The following is a 5,127-nucleotide window of genomic DNA, read 5'->3' on the forward strand; positions in this document are numbered from 1 at the left end:
GGCCCGGCCCCTCGAAGGCGGATTCACCGGCGTCGGAATCGAACGCGGCCATGCGCTGCGCGAGCGGCTGCGGCGCGGCGAAGGCATCACGCCCGATGTGGTCCGCAGCACGCGCGTGGTGATCGCCGGAGGCGGTATCGCGGGCCTGTCCGCGGCGCGCTCGCTGCGGCTGTCGGGCATCGATGATTTCGTGCTGCTGGAACTGGAGGACGAGGCGGGCGGCAACAGCCGGGGCACGCGCGTGAAGGGCATCGACTGCCCGCTGGGAGCGCACTATCTGCCGATACCGGGCGACGATGCGCGCGAGGTGCAGGACTTCCTTGAAGAACAGGGGCTACGCAGGCGCGTGGCGGGGCGTTGGGTCTACGATGAATTCGCGCTCTGCCACAGTCCGCAGGAGCGCCTTTTCTTCAACGGGCATTGGCAGGACGGGTTGCTGCCGCTGCAAGGCGTGTCCGATGCGACGCTCGCGCAATACGCGCGCTTTGCCCAGCTGGTGGCGCGCGAGTCCGCGCAGGCGCGCTTTGCAATGCCGACGCTCAGGCTCTGGCGCGAGGGCCGGGCACTTCCCGCATCGCACCTGGCGCTGGATGCCGTCACCATGGATACGTGGCTGTCGTCCCACGGGCTGGATGATCCGCTCCTGCTCTGGTATCTCGACTATGCCTGCCGCGATGATTACGGCGCAGGCCTTCGCCGCGTATCGGCATGGGCGGGCATCCACTATTTCGCAAGCCGCCATGGCTTTCATCCACCCGGCGGCGTGGATGCCGATGAAGAAGGCGGGCGGGAGGCGGTGCTCACCTGGGCCGACGGCAATGGCCATCTCGCCCGGGCGCTGGCGGCTCCTTTGCGGCAGGCGCATCAACTGCGCACCGGCGCCAGCGTGCTGCGGATAGCCCAGACGCGTAGCGGCGTCGAGGTGGACGTGTACGACGAAGCGGCGCGGCGCGTCGAGCGCTGGCGGGCGCAGCGCTGCGTGGTGGCGCTGCCGGTGTTTGGCGCGGCGCGCGTGGTGGAGAATGCGCCGGACTTCCTGCGCGAGGCAGCCCGGCGCCTGCAGTGGGCGCCCTGGCTGGTCGCCAACATCCACATCGATGCGCCGCTGGCCGACCGCGATGGCGCGGCGCCGTCGTGGGACAACGTGCTGTTCGCCGACCCCGTGCCCGGCGGACTGGGCTATGTGGACGCGGGCCATCAGCGCCTGGACCCACGCCCCGCGCCGACCGTGCTGACCTACTATCAGGCACTGGGCGACATCCCCGCGGGCCGCGAGCGGCTGGCGCAGGCGCCATGGACGGCGTGGAGCGGCCCGATCATGGCCTCGCTTTCGCAGGCGCATCCCGACCTGGCGCTGCGGGCAACGCGCATGGACATCACGCGCCATGGCCACGCCATGTCCATCCCCGTTCCCGGCCTGCAAGGCTTTCTGAGCCGGCAGGGACTGCCGCTGCGCCATGCGCTGTCCAACGGCGAGCGCGTGGCTCTGGCTGCCACGCCGGCCACCGAGCGCCTTGCGTTCGCGCATGCGGACTGGTCTGGGTATTCGGTATTCGAGGAGGCCTTCACGCGCGGCTTTTCCGCTGGCGCGCTCTGCGGCATGTGAGCATCCCGCCGCTGCATCCGGGACCCGTTCCGGGCAGATGCGCGCGGCTGGTCACAAGGGCGTCACGGAGCGCGCACAAGATCGTCGTTTTCGACACCTCGCGCGCTCCTCGCGCCTTCTCCAAGCATGCAAAAGACGAACCGTATCGCCGCTTGTGCAGCACTGCTCTGCGCAACACTCTCCCATGGCGCAATCGCTCAACAGGCTTTTCAGGCCACTCTCGCGGGGCACGCCGTGCTGCCCGCGCAGTCCTTCGTGGCGTCGCCCAAGGATGCGCCCGCCGACCTGCGGGCCAGCGGCAAGTTCACGAAAGGCAAGCGCGCCGGGACGCCGGGCAGCATCGAGGGGCTGTCCAACGGCCGCCCGACGGGCGTGTCGCTGCCCTTCAAGGGCCAGCCGCTGCAGGGGCATTCGGGTATCAAGCACATGGCCGACGGCACGTTCTGGATCATCACCGACAACGGCGCGGGCGCCAAGGCCAACTCCCCCGACTTCATGCTCTACCTGAACCACTACAAGGTGGATTTCAAAAGCGGCAAGTGGGACCGTCTCAAGACCATCTTCCTGCACGACCCGGACAACAAGGTGCCGTTCCGCATCGTCCAGGAAGGCAGCAAGCAACGCTATCTGACGGGCTCGGACTTCGACCCCGAGAGTTTTCAGTTCGCTGGCGGCGCACTGTGGATCGGCGAGGAATTCGGCCCCTACCTGATCAAGGCCGATATGAACGGCAAGGTGCTGGCGGTATTCGAAACCCAGGCCGATGGCAAGGTGGTGCGCTCGCCCGATGCGCCCGGTGTGGTCACGCCCGGCGCGCCCGATGCGAAGATGGCCGCATTCCAGGTCAAGCGCTCCAAGGGCTTCGAAGGCATGGCCTCCTCCAAGGATGGCAGCAAGCTCTATGCGCTGCTCGAAGGCCCGCTCTGGAACGAAGACGCCAAGGCCTATGAAAGCGTGGACGGCGGCAGGCAGTTCCTGCGCGTGCTGGAGTTCGACGTGAAGGCCGAGCGATGGACGGGACGCAGCTGGAAGTACGTGCTCGAAGCCAATCATCATGCGATTGGCGACTTCAACATGATCGATGAAACCACCGGCCTCATCATCGAACGGGACAACGGCGAAGGCACGCCGGACAAGGCCTGCCCGGCCGGTGAAAAGCGCACGGACTGCTTTGACGATCCGGCCAGGTTCAAGCGCATCTACAAGGTGGAGCTGAGCGATGCCAACGCGGGCGGCGAACTGCGCAAGATCGGCTATATCGACCTGCTGAACATTCAGGATCCGGCCAGGCTCGCCAGGACGCCGCTCAACGACGGCGTGCTCAAGTTCCCGTTCTTCACGATCGAGGACGTGGACGTGGTGGACGCCAGCCACATCGTCGTGGGCAATGACAACAACCTGCCATTCAGCTCCAGCCGCGACCCGAACCGGCAGGACGACAACGAACTGGTGCTGCTGGAAGTCGGCGAGTTCCTGCGCGCGAAATAGGAATGGGAAACCGCCCGTGATCGGGCCCGCGCGAGGCCGGTGCGCATAAGAAAAAGAGGTAGATGGAAGTGCGTCTTGCCGCGCAAGCCATTGCGCTTGCGCGGCTTTTTGTCCATGGATGGCAAAATCGAGGCTTTCAACGATCATTGAAACGCAGGCCCGCAAGGGTTTCGGCGCCATCCCCATGTTTACCGGCATCGTTCAGGCTACGGCGGCCATCGCCGCCATCGAAGACCGCGCAGGACTGCGCACGTTCACCCTTGATTTTCCCGAGGGATTCTGCAAGGACCTGGAGATTGGCGCGAGCGTGGCCACCGATGGCGTGTGCCTTACCGTCACCAGCCTGGTTTCACCCACGCGCGCCAATTTCGACGTGATGCTGCAGAGCCTGAATATCACCACGCTGGGCAGCTACGTGCGGGGTGATCGCGTCAACGTGGAGCGCGCCGCCAGGGATGGCGCGGAGATCGGAGGCCATCCCTTGTCAGGGCATATCGATTTTTCCGCGACGCTGGTTGATGTCAGGCATCTGGAGAACAACGTGGTGTGGCGCGTGGCGGTGCCCGAGCCGTTTCGCAAATACATCTTCGCCAAGGGCTACATCGCCATCCACGGCGCGAGCCTCACCGTGGCCGAAGTGAACCGCCAGGAAGGCTGGTTCGAAGTCTGGCTGATTCCCGAGACCCTGCGGGCCACCGTATTCGCCGGCAAGAAGGCGGGCGATGCGCTCAACATCGAGATCGAGCGCAGCACGCAGGTGGTCGTGGACACCGTGCGCGAGACGGTCCAGGAAAGCCTTGGACGCCTGCAGCCCGTGTTGGAAGCGTTGCTGAAGGAAAAGGGGCTGACCCTGGAGGACTTCATGCAGGCGCCCCAACTGCCTCGTTGAACTTGCAAAGGACCGGTGACGCATGCCCGCCTGGCATCCGCGCACGCTGAATCCCGCGGACCTGCCCGGCCTGATGGCCGTTCAACACGCATGCTACGGCGATGAATTCGTGGAAAGCGCCGCCGTGTTCGCGCGCCGGATCGACAGTCCCGCCGATTGCTCGCTGGTGATCGAGCACGGGGGGCGCATCCGCGCTTATCTCGCCGCATACCGCAGCCGCCTGGCCAAGGTCACGCCGCTGCATGGGGATTTTGAAGCGGTAACCCATCCCGATACGCTGTATCTGCACGACATGGCCGTGCTGCCAGGCCATGTGGGCGAGGGCATGGCGCATGCCTTGCTCGGGTCAGTCCGGCGCATGGCGCGCGATGCGCGGCTGCCGTATTCGGGGCTGGTATCGGTACAGGGATCGCGGGCGTATTGGGAGCGCCAGGGCTACGCGGTGCATGCGCTGGCGGATGAGGCGCAGCGCGAACGCCTTGCGGGTTATGGCGGCGATGCGGTGTACATGCTTGCAAGGCTCTGAGCCGTGTCCTGCGATCCTCTGCCAATGGCTGGCATGAAAAGTGCCGCGCCCATCCACATATTATTGTTATCAAGTGTTGGTTTCCGTGCCTGTCATCAGGCCACGTAAAACGCACTTGCCATAATGCCGCCATGCCAAATCGCTGGAAGCCCAACGTTACCGTAGCCGCCGTCATCGAGCGCGACGGCCATTTCCTGTTGATCGAAGAAGATACCGCGGACGGCCTGCGCCTGAACAACCCCGCAGGCCATCTGGACCCCGGTGAGTCGCCCCTGCAGGCTTGCGTGCGCGAGGTGCTGGAGGAAACGGCCTACGATTTTGTCCCGCAGGCGCTTGTGGGCGTCTACATGAACCGTTTCGTGCGCACGCGCACGGGCGACGACATCACCTACATGCGCTTCGCTTTTTGCGGCAAGGCCGCCGCGCATCATCCATGGCGTCAACTGGACGATGGCATAGTGCGAGCCGTGTGGATGACGCTCGATGAAATCAAGGCGACTTCCGAGCGCCACCGCAGCCCCTTCGTGGTGAGCAATATCGAAGACTATCTGCGCGGAGCGCGTTATCCGCTCGATATGGTCTTCACGCACGACAGCGTGTTCAAGCCGGCGCTTTAGA

5 protein-coding genes are annotated in these 5,127 nt (G+C 65.2%); all 5 read left to right on the forward strand.

The genetic code is table 11. The annotated features are described in order from the left end of the window. The coding region (locus ABWP92_RS16430) for an FAD-dependent oxidoreductase (RefSeq protein WP_353236483.1) at positions 1 to 1,606 on the forward strand (1,606 nt) is incomplete at its 5' end. A gap of 126 nt (positions 1,607 to 1,732) precedes the next feature. Continuing rightward, positions 1,733 to 3,094: an esterase-like activity of phytase family protein gene (locus tag ABWP92_RS16435; protein WP_353236484.1), complete on the forward strand. Its 1,362-nt coding sequence runs from the start codon at positions 1,733 to 1,735 to the stop codon at positions 3,092 to 3,094. A gap of 184 nt (positions 3,095 to 3,278) precedes the next feature. Then, entirely contained in the window at positions 3,279 to 3,983 is a 705-nt protein-coding gene (locus tag ABWP92_RS16440) for a riboflavin synthase subunit alpha (protein ID WP_353236485.1), read from the forward strand. A 22-nt stretch (positions 3,984 to 4,005) separates the two neighbouring features. After that, on the forward strand, positions 4,006 to 4,509 hold the full coding sequence (locus ABWP92_RS16445; RefSeq protein WP_353236486.1) for a GNAT family N-acetyltransferase: 504 nt from the start codon (positions 4,006 to 4,008) through the stop codon (positions 4,507 to 4,509). 131 nt (positions 4,510 to 4,640) lie between these two features. Continuing rightward, positions 4,641 to 5,126, forward strand: a complete 486-nt coding sequence (locus tag ABWP92_RS16450) for an NUDIX hydrolase (protein ID WP_353236487.1) — start codon at positions 4,641 to 4,643, stop codon at positions 5,124 to 5,126. Position 5,127 lies beyond the last annotated feature (1 nt).

Origin of the sequence: Diaphorobacter ruginosibacter, from assembly GCF_040396215.1 — a bacterium.
GTDB lineage: Bacteria > Pseudomonadota > Gammaproteobacteria > Burkholderiales > Burkholderiaceae_C > Diaphorobacter_A > Diaphorobacter_A ruginosibacter_A.

Coding starts and splice junctions, on each gene's coding strand:
- ABWP92_RS16440 (WP_353236485.1), top strand. CDS start 3,279: ATGTTTACCGGCATCGTTCAGGCTACGGCGGCCATCGCCGCCATCGAA.
- ABWP92_RS16435 (WP_353236484.1), top strand. CDS start 1,733: ATGCAAAAGACGAACCGTATCGCCGCTTGTGCAGCACTGCTCTGCGCA.
- ABWP92_RS16445 (WP_353236486.1), top strand. CDS start 4,006: ATGCCCGCCTGGCATCCGCGCACGCTGAATCCCGCGGACCTGCCCGGC.
- ABWP92_RS16450 (WP_353236487.1), top strand. CDS start 4,641: ATGCCAAATCGCTGGAAGCCCAACGTTACCGTAGCCGCCGTCATCGAG.